Raw genomic sequence first — 15,303 nt, forward strand, 5'->3', positions numbered from 1 at the left:
TCACTCCGGTCTTATTATTTGGATTTGACGCCCGCCGGCGTTCGGAAAGCGGCGTCAGGTTTCGATGCGCCACACATAGGCCAGTTGCTCCGGCGCGCCGGCCGGCAGGCTTAAGCTCAGGCCGTGGGCATCCTGGCGGAAGGTCACCGACGCATCGCTGCCCAGCAACATCACCTTTTTCACCGGATAATCGCTGCGCACCGAGGTGATGGTCACCTCCCCTTCCGGCCGCGCCATCTCAATGGCGTGCAGCACGCCGTCCTTGACCGTAAAGCGGAAATCCTGAGCGGTGTAAGACTTCGCCTTGCTTTCAGCGAATGTGCCGGAGGCCGTTTCGGTTGGGCCTTCGCCAAAGACGATCCACGGGCGCGTACCGTAGATGGCCTCGCCGTTGACCTTCAGCCACGCCCCCATCTGCATCAGACTGTCGCGCGCCGCTTCAGGGATGCGGCCATCGGCATGAGGCCCGACATTGAGCAGCAGATTGCCGTTTTTTGACACGACATCGGCCAGCAGGTGAACCAGTTGCGCCGGCGACTTGTAGGTATCGTTTTCGATATAGCCCCAGGCCTTGTCGCTGATCGAGGTGCAGGTCTGCCAGACATCGCTGCGAATACCGGGCGCCTGGCCGCGCTCGATATCGAGCACGCCGGCACCGTCGGCAAATTCACCCAGCTTGTAATTGACGATAGCCGAGCCGCCCTCTTTGGCCGCCTTGTTGTAGTACCAGGCGAGGAATTTCGGCAGGGTGTTGCGGAAGGCTGGCTGGCCGATCCACCAGTCGAAATAGACCAGATCCGGATCGTAAGCAGAGACCAGCTCGGCCTGGCGCGCCAGCCAGTCATCAAGCCAGGCCTGCGACACATGTGTGTAGTCGCCGAACAGGTCCTGGTCGTCCTTGCCGGCCAGGCGATCCTGCGCCGGTCCGTAAAGCCCGGCATTGGCCGGATCGGAAACATCCGACGGGAACTGGCGGCCGCCATCAAAGAACCAGTCGTGTTCAGCACGGTGCGACGACAAGGCGAAATGCAGGCCCTTGTCCTTTACAGCTTTTTTGATTTCGCCCAGCAGATCGCGCTTCGGCCCCATCTTGACCGCCGTATAGTCCGAAAGATGGCTGTCATACATCGAGAAGCCGTCATGGTGTTCGGCCACAGGCACGACATAGCGCGCCCCGGCATCGGCGAAGAGCTGCGCCCAGTTGGCCGGATCAAAGGCGGATGCCGTAAATTGCGGGATAAAATCCTTGTAGCCGAACTGCGTGTGCGGCCCATAGGTTTTGATATGGTGTTCGTATTCCGGGCTGCCCTGGACATACATGTTGCGCGAATACCATTCGCCGACAAAGGCCGGTATGGAATAGAGGCCCCAATGGATGAAGATGCCGAACTTCGCGTCGGCATACCATTGCGGCACCTTGTAATTCTGGAGAGACGCCCAGTCCGCGCGGAACGGTCCGTCACTGTCGCCCTTGTCCACGGCGGCCAGCCAGCGTTTGCGCTCGGGGGCATATTTTTGTGTGGCCTTCAGCCACTGCGCGTCACGCTCATCGGGCGTGGTATTGTCGTTAGTGGCGGCAAAGGCCCGACTGAATAGTCCAAGCGCGACACCCAGCCCCGCTCCTCCCAGCAACAGACCACGGCGCGACATCGAGGGGTGTTTGGCGGTCATGGCAGTCTCCGGCAGGCAAATCGGGTCAATAAACGCTGCGACGCATTCGAAGCCAGGGACAGTGCCCCGTCTTCGAATGCAGCGCAATGTTCCGGCCTGGCCGGATGCCTTCTTGATCCGATGACACACACAAATCGGAACAGCCGGACAGGAACACATTCGCCGTTCAGGGAGGGAACCGGCGCGGCCTGTCGGGCCGGCAAGGCGGTTCGGGGCGACCGAACCGGAACATGGAACTCCCTCCGGTCCTCGGAAAGCAGGACCGGAGGGAGGAAGTCGTTACTGCATCTTGTAGGTCACGCCGAAGGTAATGCGCGTGCCGTACTTTCTCCAGCCCTGCGGCAGGCCGCCTGTGGTGTAAGGATGTTGCAGATCATCCAGCACATTCTGCGCTGCCACGTTGAACGACAGGTGGTCGTTCACGTTATAGGACGCCGATGCATCGAGTTGGCCCCAGCCGTCAACATAGCTCGGAGGTACGGTGTCACTACCCAAGGCAGTATTGTACTTGCTGCGGTATGTGTAGGAAACACGGGCCTGGATCGGACCCTTTTCATAATAGGGCGAAACCGTATAGCTCCAGCGCGACAGATACGGCATGGCCAGCTTGCCACCGCCCGTGTTGTACTGGTCGGTGTAGGAACCATATTGCTGATCCAGGAAGGTCACGTTGGCCTGAATGCCGAAGCCATACCACAGGTCGCCCTGGTAACCGACCGAAATGCCCGGGATCTTGGCATTGCTGCCGTTGAACGGGGCATAGATCAGCATGTTCTCAACGCGGTTACATTCACGGCCGACCGTTCCCTGGCAGTAATCCAGCGCTGTACTCGGCAACGTCACATCAACGAAGGTATACTTCTTGACGATATAGGATTCGACGTCCTTGTAGGTCAGGTCGACATTGAACAGGCTGTTCGGCGCGAAGTACCATTCATAGGACGCGCTGTAGTTGGTGGCGCGGTAAGGCTGAAGGTCTGGATTACCGCCAACGCCGCCAAACTTTTGCAGGCTCGGATCGATCTGGCTGTAACGGTCAAGGCTGTATTCGACCTGGCCGGACATATCGGCGAAGGTTGGACGCGACATGACCTTGCCTGCCGAAAAGCGGATCATCATGTCGTCGGTCAGGTCGTAGGCAGCGTTGAACGACGGCAGGATATCATCATAGCTCTTGTCGAGCGTGATCATTTCCTCGTCCCACGGATAGTAGTCCATGGTCGAACGATAGGTCTGGCGGTTTTCGGTCTTGGCGTAACGTACACCGAAGTCGCCATGCCACTTGCCGGATCGGAAATTGGCCTGGACGTAGGCCGCGTCAGTCTTTTCCGAGGTATCCCAGAAATTGCCGGCATCACGGTAATCGCCGGCGGCATTACCAGGGCTCTTGTTGGCGATCGAGTAGTCGATAACGGCCTGCTGCGTCATCGAAACATAGGACAGCAGGTCACCGCCTGCGCCAAGACCATCGACCAGGGCCGGATCACTCAGCGCGGTTTCGAAATCAGCCATGGTGCCGGTGACATCAAACACCGTATTGAAGAAGTGCGGCTTATTGACGTTGGTGTGCTTCTGATAGCGGTAGCCAAACAGGATCTCGTTGACCGGTCCCCATTCGACTTCACGCTTGAAGTCAAACTTGGCGTAGTCGATCTGGTCGGTGGTTACGGCGGTCTTCACGAAGCCAGCCTGATCGCCTACCTTGCGGGTGGCGAAAAGCGTCGGGTCAGAGGCCGGCTTGTCGAGGTTAAGCGTGATGCCATCCGGGCTCATGGCCCAGCTACCGGAATCCGTACCATAGAAGCTCAGGTAATATTCCGGATCGGAACCGCCGGTCGCCTTGGTGGTGCCGATATCGGACTGCACCGTCCACATACCCGGCGTCCACTTACCCTGCAGGTTATAGCTGGACGTGTTGAGCATGGAGCGCTTGTAGTATTCATCCATCCGGACAGCCATAGTGCCCGTTCCGCCCGTGACGCCAGCTTCATTGGTCGTCACCGAAGACATTTTCGTCGGATAGAGATTATTGCCGTTGGCGTCCGTTATCACGTCCCCAACTTTGTGAACCCTTACACCACCCTCATAAACGTCGTTAAGGTAACGCGTGTAATATGGATTGGTTTCATTCCAGTTGACACTCAGATCCGTCTCGAAGGTCTGCTGATAGCTGGAATAATCGCTGTTGATACGCGTACCCGTCAGGTTGAATTCCAGGTCGTCGCTCGGCTTGAACTGCAAGGCCAGTTGATAGGTCTTGCGCTCACGATTTTCCAGGCCGGAAGACAGGGAGATATAAGTAGGCACAAGCATGTCGGCATTAAGGGCCGGACCACTGCTCACCGTCGGCAAAGAGGCCGGATCGCTGAAGCTGCCATCATCTTCACAACCGCCCCAGTGTGCGGCATTACATACCGACTGGTAGGACGCACCGATCTGACCACTGCCCAGGACCGACTTGTTGTAATCGTAGCTGAACAGCAGGCCGAAGCGGCCACTGTCATCCTTGGTGCTGTAGAAGACCGAGTAACGCGGATCCTTTTCCTTGTTACGCTCGTTGATGTTGTAGTTGTAATTGACGGTGAAGGTATTCTTCGGCAGCGACAGCGGGCGGCGCGAATTGACGATGACCGTACCACCGATGCCGCCTTCTTCCAGGCGGGCTTCGGTGGTCTTGTAGACCTCGACATTGCCGATCAGTTCCGGCGCCAGGTTCGAGAAGTTGAAGCTGCGGCCGTTGTCGTGATCACTGGCACCCGAGTCGGCCGTGGCCAGCGGGTTGCCGTTCAGCGACACGTTGATCAGGCGCGAATCGATACCGTTGATGGCGATCTTTTCGCCTTCGCCGCCGCCGGAACGGTCAACCGTTATGCCCGGCAGGCGCGACAGCGATTCCGCCACGTTCACGTCCGGGAACTTGCTGACATCTTCAGCGGTGATGACGTCGATGTGCGCCGAGGCGCGGCGCTTGACGTTGAGCGATTTCTGCAGGGATTTGCGGACGCCGACGACAATGACTTCCTGCGCGGTGTCGTTATCCGCGGTCGCGGCGGGGGCCGTGGTGTCCTGCGCATAAGCGCCCCCGCAATCATCACGCCCGTGAGGGCGGTCGTGATCAATGCATAAGATTTTAGTTTCATTCCCTATTTCTCCAACTGTCCAACGTGCGGAAGCGCTTCAAGACGTATGCAAACTACTCGTTTGAGCCATCGCCAATACCTTTTGAGTACCAAAATTCCCCGGTAAATAGCCACTGGTGAAATAATTCTTACATATAAAATCAGAAATACGTCAAATCCTAGTTTTGTAGATATGTCATATTTCGTGAAGGAAAGAGACCAAAGTCTAACGTTGTCATATCCTTTCCGGCGACGCCACCTATTGAAATTTGATATACAAATTCAATCCTCTAGGCAAAACCATGCGAAAAATAACTGAAAAACAGCGCCATACCTGCACGCGTTGACAAAATATGATAATAAGAAAGAATGTTGCTTTTGCAGCACATATTACGCTTCAGGGCCGCCATAATTGCCCCGGTCCAAACCAGGCCGACAGGCATTGCCGCATTACACACCCATTTTTGAAAAAGGTCATGACACATTTGGTTGACCGGTTGACACGGTCGCGTTCGCGAGAAATTGGTAATATAACGGCGCGCGTACCCCCGCCGGTGTGTGGAGTCTGACCTTGAATGCTTTTACTGAGGCCGTGAAAAAAGCCCATGCCGCCATCCGGCAGGGCCAGCCGGCGCAGGCCCTTGAGGCCGCAAATACGGCTGTCGCGGCGACCCCCGACTCGGCCGAAGCCTGGTGGCTGCTGGGCACGGCCGCCATGGGGCTGGACGATATGCCGGCTGCGGAAGATGCCTTCGCCAGGGCCGCCCTCGCTGCGCCGCCAGGGTCAAAGCTAAGCGGCCAGATGCTGGCCCTGCGCGGCAAGCCCCTGATCAGTGACGGCCGGATGGCGGACGCCGTGGAAAGCGCGCGCGAAGCCGTCACCACCGGGCTTTCCGACGTGCCGAGCCTGGTCAAACTCAGCTACACCTTCACCCATGCCGGCCTGCCCGAAGAGGCGCTTTCCTGCATCCGCCACGCGACAGAACAGGCGCCGGATCATGCGGAAGCCTGGTACAGCCTGGGCAGTGTTTACCGGGCATTGGGCCGGATAGACGATTCGGAAGCGGCCTTTAAAAGGGCCATAGATCTGTCTGCCTCGCCGCCGGTTGCCGCCTATTTCAACCTCGCCTATCTGCGGCGCTGGACGGAAGCGGAAAACCACATCTCCCTGCTGGAATCACTGTCCTGCCGGACCAGCCTGGAAGCCTGCCGGGTGGCCTATACCCTGTTCAAGGAATATGACGACCTCCGCCAGCCCGAAAAGGCGTGGGACTGCCTGCAGGTAGGGGCCGGTCTGGCCGGAAAGATCGAGCCGTGGTCCTCCGCCGAAGAGGCCGAAACCATCGCCGCCTGGAAGGCCAATTTTCCGCCCGGGCGCTTCCAGGCCGGGGATGCACGCCCCCGCAGCGGGCCGAAGCGTATCTTTATCGTCGGCCTGCCGCGATCCGGAACCACGCTCATCGAGCGCGTCCTGGCCGCCCACAGCCAGGTTCAGGCGATCGGCGAACTGAAGACATTCGGTATCGCCACGCATAAGCTGGCCGGCATCGAAAATGCGCGCCGGCTGGCCCCGGAGGTCATCGCCGCCGCCGCTCGTCTCGACCCGCTCGATATCGCCAATTACTACACACGCGAATCGGCCTTCCTGAATGACGGCAGCGCCTATGTCATCGACAAGTTGCCGGCCAATCATGACTATGCCGGCCTGATCCGCCTCGCTTTCCCTGACTCCCTCATCATCGCCCTCGACCGGAACCCGATGGATGCCCTGTTCGGCTGCTACAAGGTCCTCTTCACCGGTGCCTATGGCTGGTCTTATTCCCAGGACGACCTGGCGGACCATTACGCGCACTTCCGCGACCTGATGGCCTATTGGAAGCAGGTGCTGGGAGATGGCCTGATCGAGGTGTCGCTCGAAGCCGTGATCCGGAACCCGGAGCCTGAGATCCGGCGACTGCTGGATGCCTGCGGCCTGCCGTTTGAAGAGGGCTGCCTGAAACCCCACGAGGCCAAGGGTGGCGTCTCGACGGCCAGCGCCGTCCAGGTCCGCTCGCCGATCAATTCTCAGGGCGTCGACGCCTGGAAGCGATACGAAACGCAACTGGCGCCCCTATACAAACGCCTGCGCCAGTTCGGACATGTGGATTAGATGATCGTTTGCGACACATTCGTTTTCCTGCACTTGCACAAGTCAGGCGGCACATTCGTCAATCATATGATGATGAAGTGCATTTCGTCGGCCAGACGCGTCGGTTACCACCTGCCCTATGCAGAGCTTCCCGAAGCTTGCCGGCACCTGCCCATACTGGGCACCGTGCGCAATCCGTGGTCCTACTATGTCTCCTGGTATCATTTCCAGCAATCGCAAGTCAAACCCAACCCCCTGTTCCGGATATGCAGTGAGGAGCGGACGCTCGATTTTTCCGGCACCATCCGCAACCTTCTGACACTGGAAAGCGATAATGACCGCATCGACCGGCTTGTCGCCGCCTTCCCCGATCATTTTGTCAATTACGGCCTGAATCTCACCAAGACCTGCATCGAGAAAATCCGCGGCTCCGGTGTTGGATTTTACAGCTACCTGCATGACCGGCTCTATGCCGGCGCGGCGTCACCGCGTATCCTGCCAATGGAAACCCTGCGCGCCGACCTGCATAGCGTACCGCTGGGCCTCAGCCCGTCCGAAACAATGCTCACCCGCCAGTTCATCCTGTCCGTCCCCAATCTGAATGTCAGCGACCACAAGCCGCATCATGATTACTATTCGCCGGAGCTGAAGGCCCTGGTCGGGACCATGGATGGCTCCCTGATGGACAGATACGGTTACGTTTTCTGAGTGGCATCCGTCACCGACGACAAATGTCATGACATATATGGACAATGGTATGCACTTGAGCCTAGTTTAGACGCCTGCCGCCTCAGCCTTTAACAGCGACCCATGAATTTCGAACGCGACGCCCAAAAACTGGGGACTTTTGATATCTCCGGACTGAGAACCATCGTCCGGTCCTTCACTGACGACGCATGGAACGAAGATGCCAGCCGTCAGGCGGCTTTCAATGCCCATGTCGCCACGCAGACACTCAAGCTGATCGCCGACAGCGATTTTCGCCATACAGATCCGACCTATCACCCGCTGTTCGCCAGGCTGGAGCCGCAGATCCGTCCGCTGATGGACCATATCCGGAGCCATTTTCTGCAAACCCTGCGCCAGCGCCGGGTGGCCGAACAGAACGGCCCCGGCTATTTCGTCCGCGCCCTGCTGACCCGCCTCCCCGCCGGCGCGGAGATAAAACCGCACATCGATGACGGCGAGTCCCTCAAGCGCTGCCACCGCATTCACGTGCCCCTCATCTCAAACCCGGACGCCCAGTTCATTGTGGGCAATCTGCGGTTCCACATGCCGGAAGGCGAGATGTGGGAGATCAACAACAGACGCACCCACGCCGTTCGTAACGCGGGAACGGAAGCCCGCGTTCACCTGATCATGGACTATGTCCAGCCCGGTGAAACGGTTTTCGATCTCGACGGCCCTCTTACAGCTTAAGGTATTCTCATGACGCAGTCGTTCACCATTCGCCAGATCTATCTCAAGGACATGTCCTACCAGGCCCCCACCGGGGCCGCCATCTTCATGCGTGAATGGGCGCCGGAGGTGAAGGTGGACATGAAGGTCACGCACGAGGCCATTGCCGGCGGGCTCACCGAAGTCGTCCTGACGATCTCCGTCGTGGCGATGAGCGCCGGCAGCACAGCCTATATGATCGAAGTGATGCAGGCCGGCGTTTTCCAGATGACCGGCTTTACCCCCGACCAGATCGACAAGATCATCTATGCAAAGTGTCCGGCCATTCTGCTGCCTTACGCACGAGAAACCATAGACACCGTATTGATGAAGGGACGCATTCCGGCCCTGATCCTCGATCCCATTGATTTTGATGCCAACTGGCAGTCGCTGAAGGCGTCCCGCTAGGCTTGCGCCCCATCTCGCCATTTCAGACATCAGGATTCTTCATGTCCCTTACCCGCTCACTGTTCCTGTCCGGCGCGCTGGCATTTGCCGGCGCGGCCATGACTTTTGGCACCACGGCGAACGCAGCGCCACTGAACTCCGCACCCGCCATTTTTTCCGGCGCCGGTATCGCTCAAACTGACCGGTACAGACATTTCGCTCGGCAAGAGCGTCGTGCTGGTGCGTGCGGGCTATGTCGACGCTGAAACCGAAACACTGGTGCGCCAGGTGATGAATGAGGCCGGCGTGGAGACGATCCGGACGGCGACGAAACTGCCTGCCCGGTTCGACACGACCTATGTGGTCATAGGCACCACTGATGCGACCGCGATCAGGTCCGCCCTGGCGCGCACCGGTGGCGCGCTCCCGACCGATACGGAAGGCTACGCGCTGGCCAGCCATACGGACGGAGACGGCGCCCTGATCGTGCTGGCAGGCAAGGATGGGGACGGGCTTTATCACGCCGCGCAAACCTTGCGGCAGATCGCAACGGCCGGCCACATTCCGGCGCTGACCATCGCCGATCATCCGGCCATGCCGGTCCGCGGCACGATCGAAGGCTTCTATGGCAAGCCATGGTCGATGGCGGAACGCGCCGAACATATCGAATTTCTGGCGGGAATGAAGGCCAATACCTACATCTACAGTCCCAAGGACGACGTCTTCGCGCGGGCCAAATGGCGTGACGCCTATCCGGCGGAAACGCTCAAGGCACTGGGCGATCTGGTCGGGGATGCGAACCGTCATCATGTCAACTTTGTTTACGCCATCTCGCCCGGCCCTTCGATCTGCTACAGCGATCCGGCCGATCTCGAAGCGATCCGGCAAAAGTTCGCGGCCCTGCGCGGCATTGGCGTGCGCAGCTTCTACATTGCCCTCGACGATATCGAATATACCAAATGGAACTGCGCGGCAGATGAAACCGCCTACGGACCTTCGGGCGAGGTCGCGGCGGCGCACGCTCAGGCCACCCTGCTCAATACGGTGCAGGCCGACCTGACAGCCGCCGGACACGGCTCTCTGATCATGGTGCCGACCGAATACTACAACGCCACGGTTTCGCCTTACAAGACCATGCTAGGCAAGGAACTCGACCCGCGCGTCGTGATCCAGTGGACCGGCACCGATACGGTGCCGGCCGCGATCTCGGTCGCCGATGCGCGCAACGCGACCAAGGCGTTCGGCCGCAAGACCTTGCTGTGGGACAATTACCCGGTCAATGATTACAACGAATCCGCCGGACGCCTGCTGCTTGCCCCCTATGACCGGCGCGAAGCCGGACTTTCGACTGAGCTTGCCGGGATCGTCTCAAATCCGATGAATCAGGAAGTGGCAAGCCGCCCGGCCGTCATGGGGTTGATCGCCTTTGCCTGGAATGACAAGGGCTATGACGCCGAACGCACCTGGCAGGCGGCGGCACGCTATCTGGCCGGTGGCGATCCGCAGGTGACAGAGGCCCTGCTGACTTTTTTCGATACCCAGCACCTGGCCCCCACCTTCGGCAACCAGCCCCTGGCAGCCGCAGGCGCCGCGGCTTCGCGCCCTGACCAACCGCGTGCGCGACGCCCTGGCCTCCGACAATGCCACCGAGCGCGCGGCAGCGCTGGATGCCCTGGGCCAGGCGGCTGACGAGTTGGCCGCCGCACCCGACCTTATCCGCGCCGGCGTGATCGTGCCTGGATTCGCAACCGAGGCTCAGCCCTGGCTTGATGCAACCGCCCTGTGGTGCCGTGCCCTGCGCCTGACCGTGGACGGCCTGCGCGCCGAAGATGCAGGATCGGCTTCGCGTCTGTTCGGCGAGGCCGCACGGCTGGCGGACGAGGCCGCCAAAATCCGGACGATCCCCGGCGCCACGCGCCCCGAAGGGTCAATCAAGATTGCCGATGGCGTACTCGATCGCTTCATCGCCGAAGCGCCAGGGCTGATCTACCTGCCTGCGCCGCCGCCCTCGTAAGCGGCATCCCCTCTGCGTGTAAGACGCTCATTCGTCAGCACCACCGGCCACCATCGGGCTGATGTTTTTTCCAGGCTTGCTCGCGCCGATTATGACAATTTTGAAATAGTCGTTTACGTCCCGATGATTGGAGGACGTTCCGGGAATGCTAACACACAGGGCTGGCGACTCCTGAGGGACTCGAACCCCCGACCTCTGCTTTAGGAAAGCCTTGCTCTATCCGGCTGAGCTAAGGAGCCACGCCTCGCCTCTTTACACGCCCCGCCCCATGAGGCGCAAGGCCCAGATAGTTTTGCTGCCTTTTTATCCACGACACGCCGCATATGGTTAAAGGGATTTGTGGATACCATATATGGTAGAGAACAGAACAGGTATCGGCCAGTGTCAGTGATTCGGACACGGTTTGTTTCCGTGCTGTTCAAGAGTCCGGTAACACCTCGTTCAGATTTGCGATTAGCGCTTTCCAAACGCCATCTCCGCGCCTATTTATGCACCGTGTCAGAGATCGCCCCCCACCATACCCGCCCCCTCATCCACGCCGCCAGCGACGCGAAGCTGATGGCCGTGCTTGGCCCCACCAACACCGGCAAGACCCACTACGCCATCGAGCGCATGTGCGGCTATGCCTCTGGCATGATGGGCCTGCCCCTGCGGCTGCTCGCCCGTGAAATCTATGAGCGCGTAGTGGCGATCAAGGGCGTCAATGCCGTGGCCCTGATTACCGGCGAGGAAAAGATCATTCCGCGCCTGCCGTCCTATTTCATCTGTACGGTCGAAGCCATGCCGCTGGAACGCCAGGTCGACTTCCTGTGCGTCGATGAAATCCAGCTCTGCGGCGATACTGAGCGCGGTTACGTCTTCACCGATCGCCTGCTGCACGCCCGCGGCCGTTTCGAGACACTGTTTCTCGGCGCCAAAACCTTCGCGCCGCTGTTCCATCGCCTCTTCCCCGGCGCCGAGATCATGATGCGCGAGCGGCTGTCGTCACTCCGCTATTCCGGCCCGAAGAAGCTGACCCGCCTGCCCAAGCGCACCGCTATCGTCGCCTTTTCGACCGAGAAGGTCTACGCCATCGCCGAACTGATCCGCCGCCAGCGCGGCGGCGCCGCCGTAGTCATGGGCAGCCTTTCGCCTAAGACGCGTAACGCCCAGGTCGAATTATTTCAAAAAGGCGAGGTCGATTTTCTGGTAGCGACCGATGCCATCGGCATGGGTCTGAATATGGACATCCAGCATGTCGCCTTTTCGGGTCTTTCCAAGTTCGACGGCAAGCATACCCGTCACCTGACGGCGCAGGAGATCGGCCAGATCGCCGGCCGCGCCGGCCGCCATATGAATGACGGCACGTTTGGCGTTACCGGCGAATGCCACGAACTGGACGAAGACCTGGTCCATGCGGTGGAAAATCATATTTTCACCCCGCTCGATGCCGCGCAATGGCGCAACCACAAGCTCGACTTCTCGACGCTGGATGCCCTGCTGAAAAGCCTGACCGAGCCGTCCCACGTCATCGGCCTGCATCTGGCCAAGGAGGCGCTGGATGAAAAGGCCCTTCGCGCCCTGGCACAGGACGAAGACATCGCCGCCAAGATCAAAAATCCGGTGTCTTTGCGCGTCCTTTGGGAAGCCTGCCAGTTGCCGGATTTCCGCAAGATCGGCTTCGATGAGCACCTGAAGCTGGTGTCGCATCTGTTCTGGTCGCGCCTCAGTCCCGGCGGTTTCATCGCCGAGGATTGGTTCGAAGGCGCTCTGCGTGATCTCGACCATATGGACGGCGATATCGATACCCTGTCGTCGCGCCTTTCTGGCGTACGTACGCTTTCCTATATCGCCAATCGCGGCGCCTGGCTGGCGCGCACCGAGCATTGGCGCGACACCACGCGCGATCTCGAAGAACGGCTATCAGACAAGCTGCACCAAGCTCTGATGCAGCGCTTTATCGATGCCCGGACCAGCGCGCTCCTGAAGGCGCTCGATGCTGAGGAAGCCCCGCGTCCGGAAGTCACGCCCGAAGGTCAGGTGATCATCGAAGGCCACGTCGTCGGCGAGGTCAAGGGCCTGAGCTTCCGCCCCTCCGGCAGCGAGAGCCTGGTCGCCGACAAGGCCCTGCGCCAGGCGGCCAACCGCGCCATCAAGCCCCTGCTGCTCGATCGCCTGCGCGATCTGGCGCAAAGCGCCTCGAAAACCTTCCATATCCGCAACCATGATGTGTTGTGGCAAAAGGAACCCGTGGCCCGTATCGAGCCTTCGGACTGGTTCAATCCGCGCCTGAAGCTGATCGATGCGCCGGACCATCCGGTGCTGGCCGAACGCGCGCTGAAGCGCCTGACAGACTATGTACGCCAAAGTGCGCAATCGGGCCTGAAAAGCCTCTACAAGATGAAGCAGGTGGCTGATGACGAGAGCGTCTCGGCCAATGTCCGCGCCATCACCTTCCGCCTGTATGAAAACGGCGGCGTCATGGTGCGCGACGAGGCGCTCAAGCTGTCGCCGGAAGACAAGGCCGCGCTTAAAGCCTTGGGAATCGCAGGCCATCGCTACGCCTGGTTCCTGCCCGATATACAAAGCCCGAAACTCCGGCCGCTTTTGCAGGCCTTCGGCAAGGGCGAAAATCCGGCCGATCATCCCCAGCGCAAGCACAGCCTGCGCGGCCAGTTGCTGCTGGAAGATTATGGCGCCGTGGCGCTCAAGACCCTGTCACAGCTCGACAAGGTCATGAACCATGGCCAATGGCAGAAGGGCGCCACCTATGTGCGGGAAGACGCCTTTGCAGCCCTTTCCCTCGGAGACAAGCAGCGCGACAAACTGATGCAGGCCCTGGGCCTGGTAAAGGTCGAGCCAATGACCATTACCGAGACGGTCGCGGTCGCGCCGATTGCCGGGGATGCCGCCCCTGAAGGCAAGAAGCGCCGCCGTCGCCGCAAGGCCAAGACCGCGCCGGAAACGCCGGTTGAATCGCTCGAAGCCGTTGAGGCCGTAGATGTAGCGGTGACGGAAGTGGCTACCGAAGTGACCGCTGAACCGACTGTTGAATCCCTGCCGGACGCTTCCGAAGGTGTGACTGAAACACTCGCCCCTGTGACGGAAACACGCGAAATTCAATTGCTGGGCTGGCGTCAAAAGTCCTTCGAGCCGCGTCCGCCGCGCGAAAAGCCACAACGGCCGCGTCCGGACCGCAAGGCGCCAAAAGACTCCGGTGAACACAGCGAAGGCAAGCACCTGCGCAAAGGTAAGCGGCCAGGCAAACCGGAGGGACAGCGAGACTCCTTACGAGGTCACCGTGATCGCGAACCGAAGCCAGGCGACATGCGCTCACGCGAGCCTTATGTTAATCCCTACTCGCCTTTCGCTATTTTGCGCGAAAAGCTGGGCGAAAAGCAGGACAGTTAGGTCGTGAACTCATAAATCATCGAGGCTGAGCGGGAGATGTTTCTTAAACGGGATGGCGTTTAGGACGCATCCGTCCGTGTCCGTCCAACTCCTTCACCCGTCGCCCAGGATTTCCAAGATATTCATCAGTTGATCGACGTCCTTGTTTATCTTCAATTGATACGATGAACCTTCGCCCAAAGGCGTCCGAGGAAAAGCGGGCCTTTAGTTCGCGAAACGCATCCGGCGCATAGCCTGCCTCTGGCATAAATCGTTTAAGGTCTCCGAATAGAGAGAAATTGCCTTCGATAAGGAAGGTGATATTTGAGCACCTGACGAGGTCCCAGCAACAAAATCGACTAAGATATAGCCTTCAGGACTAGCCGAAGCCTCAGCAAACACATCCGTAGCATAAATGCCGATCATAAATCCCATGCCGCTTGCAAACGAGTCGGCGATGTTGTGAGCGACGGATTTTAGATTGCCAAATTTCATGGTGTCGCTCTGGTTTAAACCGAAAACTATCTCAAAGTGGCGGAACTAAGGTCTGCGCCTGACTATATGCAGACGGTGCCCAAGACCCTAGGCGCGTTCAGCATTGCCCTCTGGGGCACGTTAGGGATGTCCTTCCCCCCACCAGATCCATTTTACTCCTGACGTTTCCTTATTCAAGTGCAGCAACTTACTCTTGGGTAACACGCCGCTTTTTGATTCAAGTTGATTATGAGCCCATATGACCTTTCTGACTTCGAGCGGCTAGCCATTGAACCGCCGTTTCCGAACAAACCACGAGGCGTTCCCCGCGTCGACGATTGAGGGTTTCAAACGGCATCTTTTGATTTCTAAGATCCGGTGCGTCATGGCGCGATCTCCCTGAACGGTACGGTCCTCACACGACCGCGTACAACCGTTTTCGACGCTGGAGCAACGCGAGTGTTTGAGACCGGTTCATGGATGCGATCTCGGAGAAACACGGCGGAAACCTTCCAATGATCGACGGCACCTCGGTACGCGCTATGACACGCTTGGATCGACCTTTCTCTCCATAGTAAAATGAGCCTGCAATCGTCTCAAGCTGCGCCATTATGAGTCTACGACCTAATCAGCTTTTTTTAAATTAAGCCGCGAAACATATGTGTTCCGCAGCTTAATTATATTACCCGGAATGTCAAAAATAA

The 15,303-nt window shown here is 59.0% G+C and carries 10 protein-coding genes, 1 tRNA gene and 1 pseudogene; 8 read left to right on the forward strand and 4 right to left on the reverse strand.

Features of this window, described 5'->3' with window-relative positions; all coding sequences use genetic code 11:
- Positions 1 to 54: 54 nt before the first annotated feature.
- Both NVV72_00425 and NVV72_00430 read right to left on the reverse strand, forming a co-directional pair.
- On the reverse strand, positions 55 to 1,671 hold the full coding sequence (locus tag NVV72_00425; GenBank protein MCR6657863.1) for an alpha-L-fucosidase: 1,617 nt from the start codon (positions 1,669 to 1,671) through the stop codon (positions 55 to 57).
- A 279-nt stretch (positions 1,672 to 1,950) separates the two neighbouring features.
- A complete protein-coding gene (locus NVV72_00430) occupies positions 1,951 to 4,686 on the reverse strand; it encodes a TonB-dependent receptor (protein MCR6657864.1) in 2,736 nt (911 codons plus the stop codon).
- Positions 4,687 to 5,361: 675 nt separating this feature from the next.
- Between NVV72_00430 and NVV72_00435 the strand changes: the two genes are divergently transcribed.
- The 6 genes from NVV72_00435 to NVV72_00460 all read left to right on the forward strand — a co-directional run bounded on the left by NVV72_00435 (position 5,362) and on the right by NVV72_00460 (position 10,756).
- Positions 5,362 to 6,939, forward strand: a complete 1,578-nt coding sequence (locus NVV72_00435) for a sulfotransferase (GenBank protein MCR6657865.1) — start codon at positions 5,362 to 5,364, stop codon at positions 6,937 to 6,939.
- The gene (locus NVV72_00440) at positions 6,940 to 7,626 is read left to right on the forward strand and encodes a hypothetical protein (protein ID MCR6657866.1); all 687 of its coding nucleotides are present in this window, start codon (positions 6,940 to 6,942) and stop codon (positions 7,624 to 7,626) included.
- Between the two features lie 102 nt (positions 7,627 to 7,728).
- Entirely contained in the window at positions 7,729 to 8,337 is a 609-nt protein-coding gene (locus tag NVV72_00445; protein ID MCR6657867.1) for an aspartyl/asparaginyl beta-hydroxylase domain-containing protein, read from the forward strand.
- A gap of 9 nt (positions 8,338 to 8,346) precedes the next feature.
- Positions 8,347 to 8,763, forward strand: a complete 417-nt coding sequence (gene secB / locus NVV72_00450) for a protein-export chaperone SecB (GenBank protein ID MCR6657868.1) — start codon at positions 8,347 to 8,349, stop codon at positions 8,761 to 8,763.
- Between the two features lie 192 nt (positions 8,764 to 8,955).
- Entirely contained in the window at positions 8,956 to 10,431 is a 1,476-nt protein-coding gene (locus NVV72_00455) for a beta-N-acetylglucosaminidase domain-containing protein (protein MCR6657869.1), read from the forward strand.
- On the forward strand, positions 10,358 to 10,756 hold the full coding sequence (locus NVV72_00460; GenBank protein MCR6657870.1) for a hypothetical protein: 399 nt from the start codon (positions 10,358 to 10,360) through the stop codon (positions 10,754 to 10,756). Before NVV72_00455 ends, NVV72_00460 begins: the two co-directional genes overlap by 74 nt.
- A gap of 162 nt (positions 10,757 to 10,918) precedes the next feature.
- Here NVV72_00460 and NVV72_00465 read toward each other — a convergent pair.
- A tRNA-Arg gene (locus NVV72_00465) sits at positions 10,919 to 10,995 on the reverse strand.
- A gap of 256 nt (positions 10,996 to 11,251) precedes the next feature.
- On the opposite strand from NVV72_00465, the gene NVV72_00470 reads away from it, so the two are divergent.
- Positions 11,252 to 14,146, forward strand: a complete 2,895-nt coding sequence (locus NVV72_00470) for a helicase-related protein (GenBank protein ID MCR6657871.1) — start codon at positions 11,252 to 11,254, stop codon at positions 14,144 to 14,146.
- 204 nt (positions 14,147 to 14,350) lie between these two features.
- On the opposite strand, the gene NVV72_00475 is transcribed toward NVV72_00470, so the two are convergent.
- The gene (locus tag NVV72_00475) at positions 14,351 to 14,620 is read right to left on the reverse strand and encodes a hypothetical protein (protein ID MCR6657872.1); all 270 of its coding nucleotides are present in this window, start codon (positions 14,618 to 14,620) and stop codon (positions 14,351 to 14,353) included.
- Positions 14,621 to 14,848: 228 nt separating this feature from the next.
- Here NVV72_00475 and NVV72_00480 point away from each other — a divergent pair.
- Positions 14,849 to 15,141, forward strand: a pseudogene (locus NVV72_00480) (transposase).
- The last annotated feature ends 162 nt before the right edge of the window (positions 15,142 to 15,303 follow it).

Origin of the sequence: Asticcacaulis sp. (assembly GCA_024707255.1) — a bacterium.
Taxonomy (GTDB): domain Bacteria; phylum Pseudomonadota; class Alphaproteobacteria; order Caulobacterales; family Caulobacteraceae; genus Asticcacaulis.